Raw genomic sequence first — 18462 nt, 5'->3', positions numbered from 1 at the left:
CCATGACCACCGCATCCCTCCCGGCCGCCGCGGCGGCGACGACTCCCGAACGTCGTCGCCGCGGTGCACGGGGACCCGTGAACTCGTCACCGCCCGTGACCCGCCGGGCGCAGACCCGACTCGGTCTCATCCTCGTGGCGCCCGTCATGATCCTCACCGTCGTGTTCTTCGTCTTCCCGCTCGCCAACGCGCTCTACTACTCGGTCGTCGACTTCGACGGGATCGACCCGAACCCGTCGTTCGTGGGTCTCGCCAACTTCCAGGAGATGTTCCTCGACCCGGAGGTGTGGCACGCCCTCGGCAACAACCTCATCTGGATCGTCATCGGCACGGCGGCCCCGCTCGTCATCGGACTCCTCGTCTCGGTGCTGCTCTGGACGACACGGGCGGGCACCTCGCCGTACCGTGTCATCTTCTTCCTGCCGTACGTCCTGCCCGGCGTGGCCATCGGCATCGTCTGGGGTTGGATCTACGACCCGGTGAGCGGATGGCTCAACCAGGCGCTCACCGTGGTGGGGCTCGGCGACCTCGCGCGCGGATGGCTCGGCGATCCGAACCTCGCCCTCTACGCCGTGCTGGCCACCGCGGTGTGGGCGTCGACCGGCTTCGTCATCGTCATCCTGCTGTCGGCCCTGCGGAACGTCGACATCGAGCTCGTCGACGCCGCACGCATCGACGGCGCCAACCCGGCGCAGCGGCTCTGGTACGTCATCCTTCCGCAGATCATGCCGGTGTTCCTCATGGTGCTGACCCTCACGCTCGTCGGTGGATTCAGCGTCTTCGACATCATCTTCATCATGACCGGTGGCGGTCCCGCCGGTGCCACGAACACGATCGGCACGTACGCCTACAGCCAGGCGTTCGAGCTGAGCCGCATCGGCTACGGCACCACGCTCGCGCTCCTCATCACCGTGCTGTCGGTGCCGGTCGCGGTCTTCCTCAACCGTCTGCAGAGACGGCTCTCCCTCGACGGATCGGGTGCCTGATGGCGAACACGACTCTCGGCTCGACACCGAAGCGCCGCACCGACGCTCGCACGACCCGACCAGATGACCGTCCGAGCGCGCCGCCGCTCCCCACGCTGCGGAAGCCGAAGCCGCAAGTCGGTCGGCACGTGCTCCTCGCCGTCCTCGCCCTCTTCACGCTCTTCCCCGTCCTGCTCGTGGTCTCCACGACGCTCAAGACGCCGGAGGACGTGCGGGTGAACCCGTTCGGGTTCTTCTCCACGATCTCGCTGCAGAACATCGTCGATGCGTGGACGGTCGGGAGGTTCAGCGACTACCTGTTGAACAGCATCCTGCTGACCGTGCCGAGTACGATCCTCGTCGTCGCGTTCTCGACGATGGCGGGGTACACGTTCGCCCGGCTCCCATTCCGCGGGCGGACCGCGATGTTCTATCTCGTGGTGCTCGGCCTGCTCGTGCCGTTCTTCACCTACATGATCCCGCTCTACTTCCAGCTGCGGTCGATGGGGCTCCTCGACACCCTCCTGGGTGCCGTGCTCCTCCTCACGTCGGGAGGGCTGTCGTTCGGGACCTTCTTCATGCGGGCGTTCTTCTCCGACCTGCCCGTGGAGCTCGAACAGGCGGCGCGCGTCGACGGCGCTTCCGAGCTGCAGATCTTCCTGCGGGTGATGCTGCCGCTCGCCCGATCCGGGATGGGTGCGCTCACCGTCTTCACGTTCCTCGGCAACTGGAACAACTTCCTCATCCCGTTGCTCTACCTGCCGGGCGGCGACTTCCGTCCCCTCACGTCGGGGCTCTACATGTTCACCGGCGGACGGTCGCTCGACATCGGTCCGCTCGCGGCCGGAACGCTCATCACGATCCTCCCGATCATCGTGCTCTTCATCGTCCTGCAGCGTCAGGTGACGCAGGGCTTCCTGTCGGGGGCGGTCAAAGGATGACGACCCGGCCTTCGACGACCTCCCCGCAGCCGCTTCCTCCCCCTCGTCCCGTGCACCCGCACAACATCACCGTTCTCGAAAGGACACCGCAGCCCATGGGTCGCATGATCAGCTTCACCTCCCCTCGCGTCGCCGAGGTCGTCGACGAGGAATCGCCGTCGCTCGCGCCGGACGAGGTCCGCATCTCGACCCTGTACTCCGGCATCTCCGCCGGCACGGAGCTGACCGCGTACCGGGGGACGAACCCGTACCTCAACAAGAGGTGGGACGAGGAGCGGCGCCTCTTCGTCGACGGGTCGACGAGTTTCGAGTACCCCGTGAACGGCTGGGGCTACGAGGAGGTCGGCGAGGTCGTCGAGGTGGGCTCCGACGTCACCACCGTGGCCGTCGGTGACGTCATCTGGGGCACGTGGGGCCACCGCACGGAGACCATCCAGAAGGTGGAGCGCGCCGAGAAGAGGATCCTGCCGAAAGACGCAGACCCGCGCATCGGCATCTTCTCCCACATCGGGGCCATCGCCCTCAACGTGATCCTCGACGCCGACATCCACGTGGGCGAGACGGTCGCCGTGTTCGGTCTCGGCGTGCCCGGGCAGCTCGTCGCGCAGCTCGCGCGCCTCAACGGGGCCCGGGTGATCGCCGTGGACGGCGTCGCATCCCGCCGTGAACTCGCGAAGGAACTGGGCGCCGACGAGGTCATCGACGCGACGGCCGGGGGAGTGGCTGAGCGAATCCGCGAGCTCACGGGCGGCCTCGGCGCCGACGTCTGTCTCGAGGTCTCGGGCAACTACGCCGCGATGCACGAGGCCATCCGCTCCGTCGCCTACAGCTCTCGGGTCTGTGTGGCCGGGTTCATGCAGGGTGAGGGCACGGGCCTCCGTCTCGGCGAGGAGTTCCACCACAACCGCGTCGCCGTCATCGCGTCGCAGATCTCGGGGGTCGCGCCCGTGCTCCGCCATCGTTGGGACGAGTACCGGCTCCAGCGCACCGCCGTCGGTCTCGCCGTGTCCGGCAAGCTCCGGGTGACGGAGCTCATCTCGCACACGATGCCGCTCGAGCAGGGTCGCGCGGCGTTCGAACTCCTCGACGAAGCCCCGCGCGACGTGCTCCAGGTCGTGCTCGACGCGAAGGCGGTGTGATCGTGGCCTTCAAGCTCGCCGCGCAGGAGTCCACGTGCGAGGGCGACACCCTCGAGGAGAAGTTCGCGTTCGCGCAGTCCGTCGGTTTCGACGGCATCGAGCTCTCGGGCCGCGGGAACGGCGTCTTCGTCTCCCGCATCCCGGAGCTCCAGGCAGCCCGTGCCGCTGCCGTCGTGATGCCGAGCGCCGTCGCGCACACCGATCACTTCATCGGCGACTTCGACCCCGAGATCCGCCGGGGCGCGATCGACGAGCTGAAGGACCTGCTCGGCGCGATCGCCGCGGCGGGAGGGAACGGCTTCGTGACGCCGCACGCCTTCGGTCTGTTCTCGCGGCACCTGCCGCCCTTCACTCCTCCGCGCAGCGACGAGGACTCTCGCCGTCTCCTGCTCGAGGCGCTCGACGAGGTGGCCGCGCATGCCGCCGGCCTCGGGGTGGTCGCGTATCTCGAGCCGCTCAACCGCTTCGAGGACTTCGTCGTGAACACGCTCGCGGACGCGAGCTGGTACGTCGACGAGATCGGCTCCCCGGGACTCGCCGTCGTGGCCGACACATGGCACATGTCGATCGAGGAATCCGACACGGGCGCGGCCATCCGCGCCGCCGGCGCACGGATCGGTCACGTGCAGCTCGGCGACAGCAACCGCCTCGAACCGGGCGCCGGTCACTACGACTGGGACGACACCCTCGATGCGCTCGACGACATCGGGTACGAGGGCTGGCTCGCCATGGAGTGCGGGCTCAGCGGCCCCGCTCGCGACGTGCTGCCGCGCGTGGCCTCTCTCCTCCGACGCGAATAGTCGCCTACCGCCCCTCCGACGCCGGAGGGGCGGTATTGGTATGAGCAATCCGTCCCAGACGGGATCGATATCGCGAGGATGCGCTCCTGGTCGTAAATTGATACGATGAATCTCCAGTCAAGGGAGATTGTGTGCGCACCGTTCAGTACAAGAGGGATCGCCTGTTCGTCGAGGCCGAGGAAGCCAGGCACGCGCCGGCCGCCGGCCAGGTGCAGGTCGAGGTGGCCTACGTCGGCCTGTGCGGCACCGATCTGCACATCTTCCACGGCTCGATGGACGGCCGCGTCGGCGCCGACGCGGTGATCGGCCACGAGATGAGCGGGCGCGTCGCCGCCGTGGGCGAGGGTGTCGATGGCTGGTCGATGGGCGACGCCGTCACGGTGATGCCTCTCGACTGGGACGGCACGTGCCCGGCCTGCCTCGCGGGCAACCAGCACATCTGCCAGAACCTCGACTTCATCGGCATCGACTCGCCCGGAGCGCTCCAGCAGTGGTGGAACGTGCCCGCCCGGACCCTCGTGCGCGTGCCTGAGGGGCTGCGCCTCGATCACGCCGCTCTCGTCGAACCGGTCGCGGTCTCGGTGCACGACGTGCGCCGCTCCGGGCTCGTCCCCGGGGAGAAGGCCGTCGTGATCGGCGGAGGACCCATCGGCGTGCTCATCGCCACCGCCGCTCGCGACTTCGGGGGAGAGGTCGTCGTCGTCGAACTCGACGCCACCCGTCGCGCCGCCGTCGCGGACCTCGGCTTCGAGGTGCTCGACCCGCGTGCCGTCGACCAGGTCGTGTGGGTGGACGAGTGGACGGGAGGGGCCGGAGCCGACGTGGTCTTCGAGGTCTCGGGATCCGCGGCCGCCGTGCTCGGCGCGACCTCGCTCGCTCGCGTCCGTGGACGCGTCGTCGTCGTGGCGATCCACCCGGAGCCCCGGCCCATCGACCTGCAGCGCGTGTTCTGGCGCGAGCTGACCCTCATCGGCGCGCGCGTCTACGAGCGGCGCGACTTCGAGACGGCCGTCGAGATGCTCGCCCGTGGCGTCGTGCCCGCCGAGGCTCTCATCACCAGGATCGAACCGCTCGCCCGTGTCGGCGAAGCCTTCGCGGAACTCGAGGCCGGCCGGGCGATGAAGATCCTCATCGACCTGGAGGCGTCGTCCGACGCCGAAGCCGACGCAGACGACGACAGCGCCACGACGGGGGACCGCTCGTGAGCGACCCGTTCGACCTCACCGGCCGCCTCGCGGTCGTCACGGGGGCGCGGCGCGGCATCGGCCTCGCCATGGCCGAGTCGCTCGCCCGCGCCGGCGCCGACATCGTGGGTGTGAGCGCGGCGATGACGAGCGACGGCGGAGAGGTGGGAGACCGCGTCCGCGCGCTGGGCCGTGAGTTCCGCGGCATCGCGTGCGATCTCGGGGACCGGCAGGCGGTCCTCGACCTCGCCGCCGATCTCGACGACCCCGCTCGACCCGTCGACATCCTCGTCAACAACGCGGGGACGATCGAGCGGGTGCCGGCGGTCGACCACCCCGTGGAGCTGTGGGACCGGGTGCTCGAGGTGAACCTCACCGGTCCGTTCCTCCTCGCGCAGGCGCTCGCGAAGCCGATGCTCGCGCGCGGCTCCGGCTCGATCATCTTCACCGCGTCGCTGCTGAGCTTCCAGGGCGGCATCACCGTGCCGGGCTACACGGCATCGAAGTCGGCCGTGGCCGGCCTCGTCAAGGCGCTCTCGAACGAGTGGGCCGCGCACGGCGTCCGCGTCAATGCGGTGGCGCCCGGCTACATCGCGACAGACAACACGGCCGCGCTCCAGGCGGACGAGAACCGGTCCCGCTCCATCCTCGAACGCATCCCCGCCGGTCGCTGGGGTGCGGCCGACGACATCGGCGGCGCCGTCGTCTTCCTCGCGAGCGACGCCTCGACCTACGTGACGGGGATCACCCTGCCCGTCGACGGCGGATGGCTGGGCCGGTGAGCGGAGAACCGGCCCCGGACGCGACGGCGGACGTCGTCGACCGTCTGGCGCGAGCCGGTGTCGTCCCGGTGGTCGTGATCGATGACGCGACGCACGCCGACGGTCTCGGCGACGCGCTCGTCGCGGCCGGGATCACCGCGGTCGAAGTGACCCTCCGAACCACGGCGGGGCTCGACGTCGTGCGCCGGCTGGCGGCGCGCGGCGACCTGCTCGTCGGTGCCGGGACCGTGCTCACGGCTGCCCAGGTCGACGAGGTCGCCGACACGGGTGCGACGTTCGTGGTGAGCCCGGGTCTCGACGCCGACGTCGTCGCGCGCTGTCTCGACCGCGGCGTCCTGCCTCTCCCGGGCGTCGCCACAGCGACGGAGGTGCAACGGGCGGTCTCGCTCGGCCTTTCCGTCCTCAAGTTCTTCCCCTCCTCCCAGCTGGGCGGGCTCCCCACGATGAGCGCCCTCGCCGGGCCGTTCCCCGGCGTCCGCTTCTTCCCGAGCGGGGGCGTCGGCCCCGACGAGGCGCGTGACCTGCTCGCGAGTGAGCTCGTCGTCGCGGTGGGTGCCAGCTGGGTCGCCCCGCGGTCCGACATCGCCGCCGGCGATCTCGACGGCCTCGCCACGCGGGCGAAGGCGGCCCTCGCGCGGGTGCTCGGCGACGGGCACTCCGGTACGGAACCGGCGCAGCGGGCGTCCGATCCCACGGAGGGTACTCCGATCGTCACGCTCGGCGAGACCATGCTCCTCTTCCACCCGCCCGGCACCGGCACGCTCGCCCACACTCCGAGCGTGGCCGTGGGGATCGGTGGTGCCGAGTCGAACGTCGCCATCGCCCTCGCCCGCCTCGGCGCGCCGGCCACATGGGTCGGCGTCGTCGGAGACGACGGTGCAGGCGATCGCATCGTCCGCGAGCTGCGCGGTGAGGGAGTGGACCTCATCGTGCGCGTCGATCCGTACGTGCCCACCGCGGTCATGCTCAAGGAGCGCCCGACGCCCGGCACCGCCCGCATCACGTATCACCGTCGCGGGAACGCCGGGAGCCGGATCGGGCCGGCGGACGTTCCGCTCGACGCGATCCGTTCGGCGTCGTGCCTGCATGTGACGGGCATCACGCCGGCCCTCTCCGACTCAGCGCGCGACGCCGTGCTCCTCGCCGTGGACACGGCCGTGGCTGCCGGAGTCCCCGTGTCGTTCGACGTGAATCACCGACCCTCGCTCTGGCGGGATCGCGATCCCGTCCGGCTGTATCGGCGTCTCGCGTCGGCGGCGACGCTCGTCTTCGCGGGGGAGGACGAGGCTCGTCTCCTGCTCGGCGACGATGTCTCGGTCGATGCGGACGTCTCGTCCGTGGCCGCGGCGCTCGCCGCGTTCGGTCCGCGCCATGCGGTCGTCAAGCGAGGCGCCGACGGCTGCGTCGCGGTGGTCGACGGCGTCCAGTACGAGCGAGCGGCCGTGCCCGTCGCCGTCGTCGACACGGTGGGGGCGGGGGACGCGTTCGTCGCCGGGTACCTCGCCGAGTTCGTATCGGGTCTCCCCGTCGAGGGCTGCCTCGAGACGGCGGTCACCGTCGGGGCCTTCCAGTGCTCGGTGCCGGGCGACTGGGAGGGTCTTCCGCGTCGCCGGGACCTCGCCCTGCTCGCAGCGACGGAACCGGTGACGCGATGACCGCGGTGTTCTGGGGTCGGGGTGGAGACGGGTTCCAGGCGTCCCTCCGTGCGCAACGAGGGCCGGAACTCGCGGACGGCGGGATCGACCTCGACGAACGATGGCTCGGACTCCCCGAGCTCGAGCACGCCCTCTTCGAGACCCCGGCCTGCCGCGACGGCGACGTGGACCTGATCCTCGTGCCCGCCGACTGGCTGCCGCGACTCGCGAGCTCCGGTGCGATCCGTCCCCTCGACGAGGCGATGGACGCTGCACCCATCGATGACTGGCCGGCGGCCTGGTCTCCGGCTTTCGTCGACGTCGTCAGCTTCGGGGTTCGAGAGGGCGCCGCCTCGACCTGGGGCGTGCCGTTCCACGACGGCCCTCCCCTGCTCATCTGGCGGACGGACCTCTTCGAGTCGCCGAGCGAGCGGCTCGCGTATCGGAAGGCGACCGGCCGCGACCTTGTCCCGGCCGAGACGTGGGCGGACTTCGACGCCCAGGTGGCCTGGTTCACACGACCGGCCGACGATCTGTGGGGGACCGTCCTCGCCGGAGCCCCCGACGGTCACAACAACGTCTACGATTTCGTCACCCAGCTGCGCGTGCGCGGCGCCGACGTGCTCGACGACGACGGCCGCCCGGACTTCGGAGGCGACGCCGGTCGCTCCGCGCTCCTGTGGATGCGCGACCGCGTGACGAGCGGACACGTGCCGCCGTGGTCGCACGAGCTCGACAGCGTGCAGAGCGGGGCGGCCTTCGCAGCCGGCAGCGTCGCCATCATGGTGAACTGGGCCGGATACGTACAGCTCGCCGAGTCGCCCGGCAGCCGCGTGCGCGGTCGCGTGGGGGCGGGGATCGCTCCGGCGCGGGCAGACGGGACGGCGACGCCCGTGGTGAACGCCTTCTGGGCGCTCGCCGTGACGTCGGGGGCCCGCCACGCCGACGAGGCCTGGGCGGCCGTGCGACGCATCGCGACGGCCGAGGGCGATGTGCGCACGACCCTGGCCGGATCCTCCGGCACGCGGCTCGACACGTGGGCCGACCCGCGCGTGGCCTCGGCCTCGCCCGCATTCTTCCTGTTCGAGGAGGCGCATCGCGCGTCTCGTCCGTTGCCGATGGTGCCGGAGCTCCCCGGGCTCGTACAGGTCATCAACAGCCTGGTCGATCGGGTGGTGTGGCTCGGCGAGGACGTCGATCGGGAACTCGCGCACGCCGTGGGCGACGCCCGCGACCTGTTGTCTGGTGAATCACCTGACGGGTGAGATCATTCGGGCTATCGCAGCGAAGCCGACGTCCCTATTCTGAGTAATCATCATATCTATCGCATCATTCTGGAGAGCCCGTGCGAACGACGATCATCGGCGACGGAGTTACCGTCACCACCCTCGGACTCGGCACCGCCCAGTTCGGGAATCTGTACCGCCCCACGAGCGACGCTGAGGTCGCCGAGGCGTTCGACGCGGTCTGGGCCGACGGTGTCCGATACTTCGACACCGCCCCGCACTACGGGCTCGGCTTGTCGGAGCGTCGACTCGGCGCGCTCCTGCGCGGGCGTCCGCGGAGCGAGTTCACGGTCTCGACGAAGGTCGGGCGGCTGATCGAGCCGAACCCCGACCCTCGGGGCGCCGACCAGCAGGACACGCAGGGATTCGCCGTCCCGGCGACGTCCATCCGCCGCCTCGACTACTCGGCAGACGGCGTGCGTCGCTCGCTCGACGCGAGCCTCGAGCGCCTCGGACTCGACCGGGTCGACATCGTCTACGTCCACGACCCCGACGACTATGCGGACCAGGTGCTGGACGAGGCTCTGCCCGCCCTCATCCGACTCCGCGAGGAGGGCGTGGTCGGGGCGATCGGCGTGGGTATGAACCAGTCGGCGCTCCCGGCCCGGTTCGTGGCCGAGTCCGACATCGACGTCGTCATGCTCGCCGGGCGCTACTCGCTCCTCGACCAGAGCGCCCTCGACGATCTCCTGCCCCTCGCTGTGGAGCGTGACGTCGCGATCGTGATCGCCGGCGTCTACAACTCCGGACTGCTCTCGACGGACCGCCCGTCGCCCGACGCGCAATACGACTACGAGACAGCGTCGGCCGGGCTGGTGGAACGCGCCGACGCGATCGCCGACGTGTGCGAGCGGCACGGCGTGACGCTCCCCGAGGCGGCCCTCGCCTTCCCCTGGCTGCACCCGGCCGTCGCTGCTGTCGTCGTCGGGATGCGCGGGCGGGCTCAGGCCGTCGAGAACCTCAGGCGCGCGCGGGTCGCGGTCCCCGACGACCTCTGGAGCGACCTCGCCGCCGAAGGTCTGCTCCACCCGGGCGTGCCCGGCATCACGGCGAGAACGGCGGCCGGAGCCGCCCCCACGAAAGGACCTGCATCATGACCACCATCACCGCCGTGGACGTCCACGACGTCCGGTTCCCTACGTCGCTGAGCGCCGACGGGAGCGACGCGATGAACAAGGACGGCGACTACTCGGCGGCGTACGTGGTGCTCCACACCGACGACCCCTCGCTCAGCGGCTTCGGATTCACGTTCACGATCGGTCGCGGAAACGACCTGTGCGTCGCCGCGGCGATCCAACGAGCGCAGCCGCTCATCGGCCGGGAGGTCGAGGCGATCGTGGCCGACCTCGGCGGCATCTACCGCGAACTGCAGAGCGACTCGCAGCTGCGGTGGCTCGGTCCGGACAAGGGCGTCATCCACCTCGCGCTCGCCGCCGTGATGAACGCCGTGTGGGACCTCGCTGCGCGCGTCGCCCGCAAACCGCTGTGGCGTCTCCTCGTGGACATGACACCGGAGCAGCTCGTCGACATCGCCGACCTGCGGTACCTCTCGGACGCGCTCACCCGCGATGAGGCCCTCGCCCTGCTCCGCGACCTCGAGCCGACGAAGCAGCAGCGGATCTCCGAGCTCGATCGCGACGGCTACCCCTGCTACACGACGTCCGCCGGGTGGCTCGGGTACAGCGACGAGAAGCTGCGTCGACTCTGCCAGGAGGCCGTGGACCAGGGCTACAAGCACATCAAGCTCAAGGTGGGGGCGAACCGTGACGACGACTACCGTCGACTCTCCATCGCGCGCGAGGTCATCGGCTGGGACGCCGACCTCATGATCGATGCGAACCAGGTGTGGGACGTGCCGGAGGCCATCGAGTGGGTGAACACGCTCGCCGAGTTCAAGCCGCTGTGGATCGAGGAGCCGACGAGCCCCGACGACGTGCTCGGGCACGCGGCCGTGCGCAAGGCCGTCGCGCCCATCGGGGTCGCCTCGGGCGAGCACGGCATGAACCGCGTGCTGTTCAAGCAGATGTTCCAGGCGGAGGCCCTCGACTTCTGCCAGCTCGACTCCGCTCGGCTCGGCAGCGTCAACGAGATCGTCGCCGTCTATCTCATGGCGGCCAAATTCGGCGTGCCGGTGTGCCCCCACGCCGGCGGCGTGGGGCTGTGCGAGCTCGTGCAGCACCTGTCGATCTTCGACTACGTCTCCGTGTCCGGGAGTCTCGACGGGCGGGTGACGGAGTTCGTCGACCACCTCCACGAGCACTTCGTGGAGCCGTGCATCGTGACCGACGGCGCGTACCGTCTGCCGGGAGCGCCGGGCTACAGCGCGGAGATGTTCGGCTCGACCATCGACGAGTTCTCGTTCCCGAACGGGTCCTATTGGTCCGCGCCCTCCGCTGCGGTGGCGGCTGAGGACGCTCCGTCCGTCGCGGAGGCCGCCGACGCGCACTCGGTCGGCGTGGCCTGACGCGAGAGCGGGCCGCGGTTGCTCGCGGCCCGCTCCGGGTGGGTCAGTCGCCGAGGCCCACGATGTCGATGCGGCGGGGGCGGGTCGCCGGAACGAGCGGCGTCACACGGAACGACGTGAGGGTCCCGACGGCCTCCGACGGAACGTCGATCACGAGCGCGTCGGGCTCCCGACGCCATGTGACCTCGCCGGCGTGGCCGAGCAGCGCGACGCTCTCGATGTCGCGCGGCAGCAGTCCCGTCGACGACCCGAGGGAGCGGATCCGCACCGTCTCGCCGGCCGGCGCGAGCACCGTCGCGTAGACGTGGTCGCGGGCGGACGTGAACCGGATGTCCTCGGCCGTGAAGGGCTCCCTGGCCGTGTCGGTGAACGCCCCCTCCGTCACCGCCGTCGGCCCCTCGCCCGCGATGGTCCACGGACGTGTTCCGTAGATCGCCTCGCCGTTGCGCGACAGCCACGCGCCGATGGTCTCGAGCAGCTCGACCTCGGCCTCGGGGATCGTCCCGTCGGCCTTCGGTCCCACGTTGAGGAGCAGGGCGCCGTTCTTGCTCACGATGTCCACGAGGTCGGCGATGAGGTCGTCCGCTTGCTTGTAGTCGTGGTTCTCCACGTAGCTCCACGAGTTCTTCGAGACCGAGGTGTCGGTCTGCCAGAAGTCGGCCCGCGTCTCGGCGAGCTGACCGCGCTCGACGTCGAAGACGCCGGTTCCCGCGGGGAGGGCGTCGTACTTGTAGTTGACGGCCACCGGTCGTCCCCACTCGAGCGCTCGCGTGTAGTAGTAGGCGAGGAACCGCTTGAGGTACGGGGCGAACGACGGCCGCTCGATCCACCAGTCGAACCACACGAGCTGCGGACGGTAGAGGTCGACGAGCTCGGTCGTGCGCACGAGCCAGTCCTCGAGGTACTCGGTGGTCGGCTCCGACTCCTCCCGCTGCGCCGGGCCGTACAGGTCGAGAGACTCGGTCTGGGTCACGTCGCTGTCGAAGCGGGCGCCGCCGTTGAAGAAGAACCAGTGCTCCGCGCGGTGCGAGGACGCCCCGAAGACCATGGACTGTGCGCGCACGGCCTCGGAGAGCTCGCCGATGACGTCGCGCTTCGGCCCCATCTCCGTGGCCTTCCACCGCGTGAAGGAGCAGTCGTAGAGCGGGAAGCCGTCGTGGTGCTCGGCGACGGGCACCACGAACTGGGCCCCGGCGCGCCGGAAGATGCGAGCCCATTCGGCGGCGTCGAAGCTGTCGGCAGTGAAAGAGGGGATGAAGTCCTTGTAGCCGAACTCCGACTGGTCGCCGTAGGTCGCGCGGTGGTGCTCGAACTCCGGGGTGCCCTCGATGTACATGTTGCGCGGGTACCACTCGCTCCCGAAGGCGGGCACGGCGTAGGGACCCCAGTGGATGAAGATGCCGAATTTGCCGTCGACGTACCAGTCGGGGGCCGTGGTCTGAAGCGCGTCCCACGAGGCGTCGAGGGGGCCCTCCGCGATCGTTCGATCGATCTCGGCGAGGCGTGAACGGTGGAGGGGTGTGTCGAAGCGGGTCATCGTCGTCCCTTGGTCGGTGTGGATGGATTTGTCGTCGGATTGATCTTATCAATTCCTGGGAAATGTCCGAACATAGCCGGAATTCGTCATTGACAACGGCATCTTAGCGAAGCACACTGAGGAATCATCTGATCCATTTGTCAGATGGCCTAGGTCTGAGAGCACCGCCACGAAAGTGGAGACGGAGCCGGACCCCTCAACGAGGAGGAACAGTGAAACGCAGGTCCCTGGGATTGGTCGCCGCGGCGGCAGTCCTCGTACTCCCGCTCGCCGCGTGCAGTTCGGGCGGCTCGTCCGGCACCGATGCCGACGGCAACACGACCATCAACTGGTCGGTCTGGGCGGGGTCGGAGGTCGAGACGGCTGCGTGGCAGCATCTGGCCGACATGGTCCACGAGGAGGACCCGACGATCACCGTCAAGCTCACGACGGCCGCCTGGCCCGACTACTGGACGAAGCTCCCCACCACTCTCGCCGGCGCCGACGCGCCGTGCATCGCCGGGCTGCAGATGGCGCGCGTCCAGCAGTTCGCGAACTACTTCGTCCCGCTCGACGACGAGCTCGACGCCGCGGGCATCGACACGGCCGATTTCGACTCGTCGATCATCACGGCCCTCCAGGCCGACGGCAAGCAGCTCGCGATCCCGTACGACCTCGGCCCCTACATGGTCTTCTACGACAAGGACGCCTTCGCGGCGGCCGGTCTCGACGAGCCGGTGGACGGCTGGACGATCGACGAGTTCGAGACGGCGGCCAAGGCGCTCACGAGCGGCGGGAAGTACGGCTTCGCCGCGACCAACGCGATCGACGCCATGAACCAGTGGGGTCCGACGATCGGCGGGGACCAGGCCGCGACGGAGGACGGCAAGCTCAACCTCACGAGCGCCGGCCAGGAGAAGACGATGGAGTGGTACGCGAGCCTCGTGAGCGAGCAGGGCGTCGCCGCCGAACTCGCCACCGACTCGAGCGACGGCTCCCAGTTCCTCTCGGGCAACGCCGCCATGTACGTGACCGGCCCGTGGGACATGATCAACGTCAAGGACCAGGCCAAGTTCGACGTCGGCGTCGTCACACTGCCCGTCGGCGACGCCGGCCCGGGGACCGCCGTCGGCGGATCGGGCTTCGGGATCACGACGAAGTGCAGCACCCCCGATGTCGCCGCGAAGGCGCTCGCGATCATCACCGGCAAGGACGCCCAGGACTACCTCGGCACCCAGGGTCGGGCATTCCCCGCCCGCACCGCCGAGCAGTCGACCTGGTACGCCTCGGCCGTCGACGGCGCGCAGGAGACCCTCGAGTCCGCGCTCGAGACCGGCCAGCCCTACCTGTCCACCCCCACGTGGACGCAGGACGGACTGAGCTTCTCGCAGGGTGCGATCTCGGTCATCAACGGTCAGAGTGACGCGAAGTCGTTCCTCGAGAGCGTGCAGAGCAGCAGCGGCAGCGCCGGCTGATCCCGACGATGGGGGCGGCCCGCCCGGGCCGCCCCCATCACGGGCGCATGCGGCGCCCACGCACCCCTGACACGAACGATGCGAAGGAGCGTCATGTCACTCGCCATCTCCCGGAAACGGGCTGAAGCGGCAAACGGGTCGCCACCCGGTTCGGCCGCCACGCCACGACGCAGACGACGGGGTGACGGACTCGCGGCCGCCGGCTTCCTCGGCCCGAGCCTCGGCGGCTTCGCCATCTTCACGGCCTTCCCGATCATCGCGTCCATCGCCGTCGCCTTCACCGTGTGGCCGCTCGCCGGGACACCGACGTTCACCGGCATCGACAACTTCGTCCAGCTGCTCACGAACGACCCGGCCTTCCTCAAGACCATCGTCAACACCCTCGTCTTCGTCGTGGCCTATGTGCCCGTCAACCTCGCGTTCTCCATGGCCATCGCCGCGTGGATCTCGCCGCGAATCCGCGGGGCGAACGTCTACCGCGTGCTCCTCTTCGTCCCCGTGGTCACCCCGATGGTCGCCAACGCCGCCGTGTGGCAGATCATGCTCATCCCGAACGGGCTCATCGACGGCGTGTGGCGCTCCCTCTTCGGGGTCGCGGCCCCCAACTTCCTCGGCGACACCTCGACGGCCATGATCAGCGTCGTCGTCATGTCGCTCTGGCAGGGTTTCGGCTACAACCTCCTGATCTTCTCGTCCTCGTTGCAGGCGGTTCCGGAGACGCTCATGGACAGTGCCTCGATCGACGGAGCCGGGCCCATCCGCCGCTTCTTCAGCATCAAGATCCCCCTCATGTCGCCGTCGATCTTCTTCGCCGCGACGATGACGCTCATCACGTCGTTCCAGGTCTTCGCCCAACCCTTCGTCCTCACGAACGGCGGCCCGGACAGCTCGACGACGACGATGGTGATGTACCTCTACCGGACCGGGTTCCAGTACTTCAACCTCGGTCTCGCCTCCGCCGTCGGGGTGATCCTGTTCGTCATGATCCTGGCCGTCACCGGACTGATGTTCGTGGCTCAGAAGAAGTGGGTGCACTATGAGTGACCGGACCATCGACGTGCCGGCCGTCGCCCCGACGGACTCCCCGAGCCGGGCGACGTCCGGGCGCCGCGCGGCCCCGGCGACCGCCCGCTCTGCTCGTGACGAGCGCGACACGAAGCTCCTGCGGACGGCGAACGAACGCCGTCGCCGTCGGAACGACAGGATCTCGCAGCTGCTCCTCACGGTCTTCGTGATCGTGTTCATGATCCCGCTCATCTGGATGCTCGCGACGTCGCTCAAGCCGGGCGCCGAGGTGTTCTCCTCCCCGCCGTCGCTCGTCGGCAGCGAGGTGCGCTGGCAGAACTACGCCGACGTGTGGAGCTACGTGCCCTTCGGCCAGTACATGCTGAACGGCGCGATCGTATCGGTGCTCGGAACGGCCCTCGTCGTCGCGACGAGCGTGCTCTCCGCGTACGCGTTCTCCCGCCTCCGATTCCGAGGCCGCGACGGGATCTTCTTCGTCTTCCTCGGCACCCTCATGGTGCCGCAGGAGGTCGTCGTCATCCCGATGTTCCTCTTCATGACGCAGCTCGGCTGGGTCGACTCCTACCAGGCGCTCATCGTGCCGTGGGCCTTCACCGCGTTCGGCACCTTCCTGCTGCGGCAGGCGATGCTCTCGGTGCCGATGGAGCTCGAGGAGGCGGGCAAGCTCGACGGCGCCTCCCACCTGCGCATCCTGCTCGGCATCATCGTGCCCGTCGTGAAGCCCACGATCGCCGTGCTCGTCGTGTTCACGTTCATCAACTACTGGAACAGCTTCCTGTGGCCGCTCATCGTGATCAACGATCCGTCGTACGCCACCGTGCCCCTCGGTCTCAACAACTTCCTCGGCCAGGGCGGCAGGCAGTGGCAGCTCATCATGGCCGCGTCGACGATCTCGATGATCCCGACGGCCGGCCTCGCGATACTGCTGCAGAAGTACCTCGTGAAGGGCATCGCCCTCTCGAGCGGCATGGGCGGCAAGTGAGCCGACGTACCACATCGGGCGCGACGCGCCCCGGAGCCGGCGGTCCCGCCGTGCCTCCACGACGAAACGAAAGGACCACTCGACGATGAGCTCCACCCCAGCCCCCTGGTTCACGCACGACCGCTTCGGGATGTTCGTGCACTGGGGCCTGTACGCCCTGCCGGCCCGCCACGAGTGGGTGATGAACTACGAGAAGATGCCGACGGAGGAGTACGAGAAGTACGCCCGCTACTTCGAGCCCGACCTCTACGACCCGCGGGCGTGGGCGCGTGCGGCGCGCGAGGCCGGCATGACGTACGTGGTCCTCACCACGAAGCACCACGACGGCTTCTGCCTGTGGGACTCGGCGCTCACCGACTACAAGGCCACGAACACGCCGGCCGCGCGAGACCTCGTGCGCGAGTTCGTCGACGCCGTGCGTGCCGAGGGCCTGCATGTGGGGTTCTACCACTCGCTGCTCGACTGGCACCACCCGGACTTCACGATCGACGGCCGCCACCCGCGCCGCGACGACACGGAGGAGGAGATCGCCGCGCTCAACGAGGGCCGCGACATGGCGCGGTACCGCGAGTACCTGCACGGCCAGGTCCGCGAACTGCTCACGGGCTACGGCCGCATCGACTACCTCTTCTACGACTTCTCCTACGCGAACGACCACCACCACCCGGTCTGGGGTGGGAAAGGCGCCGAGGACTGGGGCTCGGAGGAGCTCATGGCGCTCACACGCGAGCTGCAGCCCGACATCGTCGTGAACGACCGCCTCGAGATCCCCGGCGACATCGTCACGCCCGAGCAGTACCAGCCCGACCGTCCTATGGAGGTCGACGGGGAGCCCGTGGCGTGGGAGGCCTGCCAGACCATCAACGGCAGCTGGGGATACTTCCGCGACAACCACCAGCACAAGGATCCCGAGCTCATGATCCGGATGCTCATCGACGGCGTCTCGAAGAACGGCAACATGCTCCTCAACGTGGGGCCGACGGCACGCGGCGAACTCGACCCCGTCGCCACGAGGACCCTCTCCGAGTTCGCGCGCTGGATGCACCACCACGAGCGCTCGATCCGCGGTGCGGGCGCGTCGGAGTTCCAGGCACCGTCGGATGCGCGCTACACGCAGCGCGGCGACCGCCTCTACCTGCACCTCTTCGCGTGGCCGTTCGAACACGTGCACCTCGCGGGCCTCGGCGGCAAGGTCGCGTACGCGCAGCTGCTGAACGACGCCTCGGAGATCCCCTTCCGGGAGATCTCACCCGACGTGAAGCCGCTCACCACCGGCATCGGGGGACAGGCGCCCGGAACGCTCACGCTCACGCTGCCCGTGGTTCGCCCCGACGTCGCCGTCCCCGTCGTCGAGCTGTTCCTCCGGTGACCTCTGGCGGCAGCCGCCGCCTCCGCTCAGGACGAGAGGGGGTGCTCGGCGAGGAAGTCCTCCACCTCGAGGAGGTGGACGGACATCGCGAGCCGGGCGCGGTCGGGGTCGCCGGAGGCGAGGGCCTTGAGGATCGCGCGGTGCTCCTCGTGGGTCCGCGGCACGACGCCCTGCTCGGTCAGGGCGCGCCACGTGCGCGCCCTGACCGTGCGGTTCGCGAACGCCTCGATGAGCGCTTCGAGGGCAGGGTTGCCTGCCGCGTGGGCGATCACGCGGTGGAAGCGGATGTCGACGTCCATGATCGCGTCGTGGTGCGCCTCGACCGGCTCGTCGACGATGTCGGAGATCGAGTCGAGGAGCCCCTCCGCGTCCGCGAGCTCCTCAGCCGTGATCCGGAGCGTCGCGCGGGCCGCGGCCTCGACCTCGAGGAGGCGGCGCACGGAGGCGAGGTTCTCCGATTCGTCGGGGGACTGCAGGTTCACGAGGAACTCGAGCGGCGCGAGGAGCAGCGACGCATCGAGCGAGGTCACGTAGGTGCCGTCGCCCTGGCGGCTCTCGAGCACACCCATCGCGGCGAGGGATCGCACGCCCTCGCGGAGTGGGCTGCGGGAGACGCCGAGGCGCGCGGCGAGGTCCTTCTCGATCGGCAGCCGCGACCCGGGGCCGAGGTCGCCGCGCACGATCATCGCCTTGATCTCATCGACGACGAGGTCCGTCTGCGATCGCGGGTTCTGCCGCTTCTCGGCCGGTCCACCCGGTGCAGCGGGCGGCGTCGCGCCCGTCGTCGCCGCATCGCTCACCGGTCCGCCGGTCGTCTCATCGTCCATCCCGTCACTGTAGCGGCCGTCCGCCCAGTCATCACATCAATCGACGCACTCGATCGGTCCCGAAAGGACACC

The 18462-nt window shown here is 69.5% G+C and carries 16 protein-coding genes; 14 read left to right on the top strand and 2 right to left on the bottom strand.

The features are described 5' to 3' along the window. Positions 1-2: 2 nt before the first annotated feature. The 10 genes from CLV49_RS05655 (at position 3) to CLV49_RS05610 (ending at position 11195) form a co-directional block, all read left to right on the top strand. The gene (locus tag CLV49_RS05655) at positions 3-986 is read left to right on the top strand and encodes a carbohydrate ABC transporter permease (RefSeq protein WP_106562657.1); all 984 of its coding nucleotides are present in this window, start codon (positions 3-5) and stop codon (positions 984-986) included. Then, the gene (locus tag CLV49_RS05650; RefSeq protein WP_106562656.1) at positions 986-1906 is read left to right on the top strand and encodes a carbohydrate ABC transporter permease; all 921 of its coding nucleotides are present in this window, start codon (positions 986-988) and stop codon (positions 1904-1906) included. Before CLV49_RS05655 ends, CLV49_RS05650 begins: the two co-directional genes overlap by 1 nt. 95 nt (positions 1907-2001) lie before the next feature. Then, positions 2002-3045 carry a zinc-dependent alcohol dehydrogenase gene (locus CLV49_RS05645; protein WP_106562655.1) on the top strand — a complete coding sequence of 348 codons (1044 nt, stop codon included), beginning with the start codon at positions 2002-2004 and terminating at the stop codon, positions 3043-3045. Positions 3046-3047: 2 nt separating this feature from the next. Further along, a complete protein-coding gene (locus CLV49_RS05640) occupies positions 3048-3845 on the top strand; it encodes a sugar phosphate isomerase/epimerase family protein (RefSeq protein ID WP_106564914.1) in 798 nt (265 codons plus the stop codon). A 131-nt stretch (positions 3846-3976) separates the two neighbouring features. Beyond that, positions 3977-5050, top strand: a complete 1074-nt coding sequence (locus tag CLV49_RS05635; protein ID WP_243696742.1) for a zinc-dependent alcohol dehydrogenase — start codon at positions 3977-3979, stop codon at positions 5048-5050. Beyond that, the gene (locus CLV49_RS05630; RefSeq protein WP_106562654.1) at positions 5047-5811 is read left to right on the top strand and encodes an SDR family oxidoreductase; all 765 of its coding nucleotides are present in this window, start codon (positions 5047-5049) and stop codon (positions 5809-5811) included. The genes CLV49_RS05635 and CLV49_RS05630 overlap by 4 nt, the downstream gene beginning before the upstream one ends. Then, entirely contained in the window at positions 5808-7466 is a 1659-nt protein-coding gene (gene eda / locus CLV49_RS18525) for a bifunctional 4-hydroxy-2-oxoglutarate aldolase/2-dehydro-3-deoxy-phosphogluconate aldolase (RefSeq protein ID WP_158261907.1), read from the top strand. Before CLV49_RS05630 ends, eda begins: the two co-directional genes overlap by 4 nt. Beyond that, a complete protein-coding gene (locus CLV49_RS05620; RefSeq protein WP_106562652.1) occupies positions 7463-8710 on the top strand; it encodes an extracellular solute-binding protein in 1248 nt (415 codons plus the stop codon). Before eda ends, CLV49_RS05620 begins: the two co-directional genes overlap by 4 nt. 80 nt (positions 8711-8790) lie before the next feature. Continuing rightward, the gene (locus CLV49_RS05615; RefSeq protein WP_106562651.1) at positions 8791-9828 is read left to right on the top strand and encodes an aldo/keto reductase; all 1038 of its coding nucleotides are present in this window, start codon (positions 8791-8793) and stop codon (positions 9826-9828) included. After that, positions 9825-11195, top strand: coding sequence for an L-fuconate dehydratase (locus tag CLV49_RS05610; RefSeq protein WP_106562650.1), 1371 nt, complete (start codon positions 9825-9827; stop codon positions 11193-11195). The genes CLV49_RS05615 and CLV49_RS05610 overlap by 4 nt, the downstream gene beginning before the upstream one ends. 43 nt (positions 11196-11238) lie before the next feature. Here CLV49_RS05610 and CLV49_RS05605 read toward each other — a convergent pair whose 3' ends face one another. Beyond that, positions 11239-12732, bottom strand: a complete 1494-nt coding sequence (locus CLV49_RS05605; RefSeq protein WP_106562649.1) for an alpha-L-fucosidase — start codon at positions 12730-12732, stop codon at positions 11239-11241. Between the two features lie 212 nt (positions 12733-12944). On the opposite strand from CLV49_RS05605, the gene CLV49_RS05600 reads away from it, so the two are divergent. The 4 genes from CLV49_RS05600 (at position 12945) to CLV49_RS05585 (ending at position 17563) form a co-directional block, all read left to right on the top strand. After that, a complete protein-coding gene (locus CLV49_RS05600) occupies positions 12945-14186 on the top strand; it encodes an ABC transporter substrate-binding protein (protein ID WP_127054478.1) in 1242 nt (413 codons plus the stop codon). 93 nt (positions 14187-14279) lie between these two features. Continuing rightward, positions 14280-15230, top strand: coding sequence for a carbohydrate ABC transporter permease (locus CLV49_RS05595; protein ID WP_106562647.1), 951 nt, complete (start codon positions 14280-14282; stop codon positions 15228-15230). Further along, on the top strand, positions 15223-16194 hold the full coding sequence (locus tag CLV49_RS05590) for a carbohydrate ABC transporter permease (protein WP_106562646.1): 972 nt from the start codon (positions 15223-15225) through the stop codon (positions 16192-16194). Before CLV49_RS05595 ends, CLV49_RS05590 begins: the two co-directional genes overlap by 8 nt. A 13-nt stretch (positions 16195-16207) precedes the next feature. Then, positions 16208-17563, top strand: a complete 1356-nt coding sequence (locus CLV49_RS05585; RefSeq protein ID WP_279432423.1) for an alpha-L-fucosidase — start codon at positions 16208-16210, stop codon at positions 17561-17563. Positions 17564-17589: 26 nt separating this feature from the next. Here CLV49_RS05585 and CLV49_RS05580 read toward each other — a convergent pair whose 3' ends face one another. After that, a complete protein-coding gene (locus CLV49_RS05580; RefSeq protein WP_106562644.1) occupies positions 17590-18390 on the bottom strand; it encodes a FadR/GntR family transcriptional regulator in 801 nt (266 codons plus the stop codon). Positions 18391-18462 lie beyond the last annotated feature (72 nt).

The organism is Labedella gwakjiensis, assembly GCF_003014675.1.
In the GTDB taxonomy this organism is placed as follows: Bacteria; Actinomycetota; Actinomycetes; order Actinomycetales; family Microbacteriaceae; genus Labedella; species Labedella gwakjiensis.
Note: the sequence above shows the minus strand (reverse complement) of the source record. Positions and strands in the feature narration are given on the sequence as shown.